Origin of the sequence: Synechococcus sp. W60.3 (assembly GCF_047502615.1) — a bacterium.
Lineage (GTDB): Bacteria > Cyanobacteriota > Cyanobacteriia > Thermostichales > Thermostichaceae > Thermostichus.
Genome location: NZ_JANSHJ010000082.1, coordinates 1 through 1,177, shown reverse-complemented (window position 1 = coordinate 1,177; position 1,177 = coordinate 1). Strand labels below are relative to the sequence as shown.

The following is a 1,177-nucleotide window of genomic DNA, read 5'->3' as shown; positions in this document are numbered from 1 at the left end:
CCAATCGACCGTTACCAGTGCCTTAAACAACCGTTTCTGGTGTCCGCAGTATTATATTTATATCACATTATTATATCACAAGGCAAGTGAAGTTGTGTATTCCTCCCGATACTGACTTAATCTGCGCTGGTGCTGCTTTAACCTCCTTTCGCTGCGTCTGAGAAACTTTGGACACTCTACAGAGTTGCCGTTCTGGTCGGTGTAGAAAGCCTTCCAGCCCAAGTCAATGCCAATAACATTGCCTGTGTATTCTCCCTGCTCCTTGCGCTCCACATCCAAGCAGAACTGGGCATAGTACCCATCTGCCCTGCGTATCACCCGCACCCGATTGATTTTGGAGTTTAGGATATGGTGTCTTGCCTCACCATTGCAGTACAAGGCAAATGTTCCTGCGTTGAAGCCGTCGGTGAACGTGATGGACATGCCGTCAGGAGACAGCTTCCAGCCGGACAGCTTGTACTCGACCGACCGACAGTTCTTCTTGAACTGCGGATAGCCTTTCCTTGGTTCTTTGTTCTTGCAACGGCGGTAGAAGTTGGAGAGGGCAGACCAAGCTCTTTCGGCACTAGCTTGACGGGCGGCAGAGTTGAGCTGGCGGGCGAAGGGGAACTCTTTGGCCAAGTCCTTGCAGAGGGAATACAGAACCGCTTTGGTCGCGCCCCGGTTATCCATCCAGTACCGTAGACACTTGTTTTGCACAAACTGCGCAGTGCGAATGGCTTCGTCCAGAGCTTGGTACTGCTCTGCAGTGCCGTTGAGCAGCTTGGCTTCTCTGACCAACATATTGCTATTTTAAAGTGCTACGCACCGCTACCGCGAACAGCGTTCCTGAAGGGATAAAACGGTCTGCGCCTTACATCCCTGCCCTCAAGGGCAGGGCTTTACGGCGTTTTTTCGGTAAAACCGCAGGGAGCGCTCCAGGTTGCCGACGCGGATCATGGTGTGGAGAAGGCGCATGGCACAAGCTCCGAGAAATGGGCGATGCTGCACTTATTTTAGTCTTTGACCTTTTAGTCTTTAGACCGCTGAGGATCCCTTGATGAGCCAAACGCCTCTGCAACGCACCCCCTTGTTCTCCCTTCATCAAGCTTTGGGGGCGCGATTTGTCTCTTTTGCCGGCTGGGAAATGCCGCTGCAGTATCGGGGAGTGATAGCAGAACATCGGGCAGTGCGGGAG

General features: G+C 52.7%; 1 protein-coding gene and 1 pseudogene. One reads left to right on the top strand and one right to left on the bottom strand.

All coding sequences use genetic code 11. From position 1 onward, the window contains the following. Window positions 1-75: 75 nt before the first annotated feature. Window positions 76-783: an RNA-guided endonuclease InsQ/TnpB family protein gene (locus tag NW846_RS12575; protein ID WP_011432770.1), complete on the bottom strand. Its 708-nt coding sequence runs from the start codon at window positions 781-783 to the stop codon at window positions 76-78. A 256-nt stretch (window positions 784-1,039) separates the two neighbouring features. On the opposite strand from NW846_RS12575, the pseudogene NW846_RS12570 reads away from it, so the two are divergent. Further along, window positions 1,040-1,177, top strand: a pseudogene (locus NW846_RS12570) (glycine cleavage system aminomethyltransferase GcvT); the annotation flags it as partial.

What these genes read in the sequence shown, in the direction of transcription:
- NW846_RS12575 (WP_011432770.1), bottom strand. Translation starts at nt 783, where the DNA reads ATGTTGGTCAGAGAAGCCAAGCTGCTCAACGGCACTGCAGAGCAGTAC.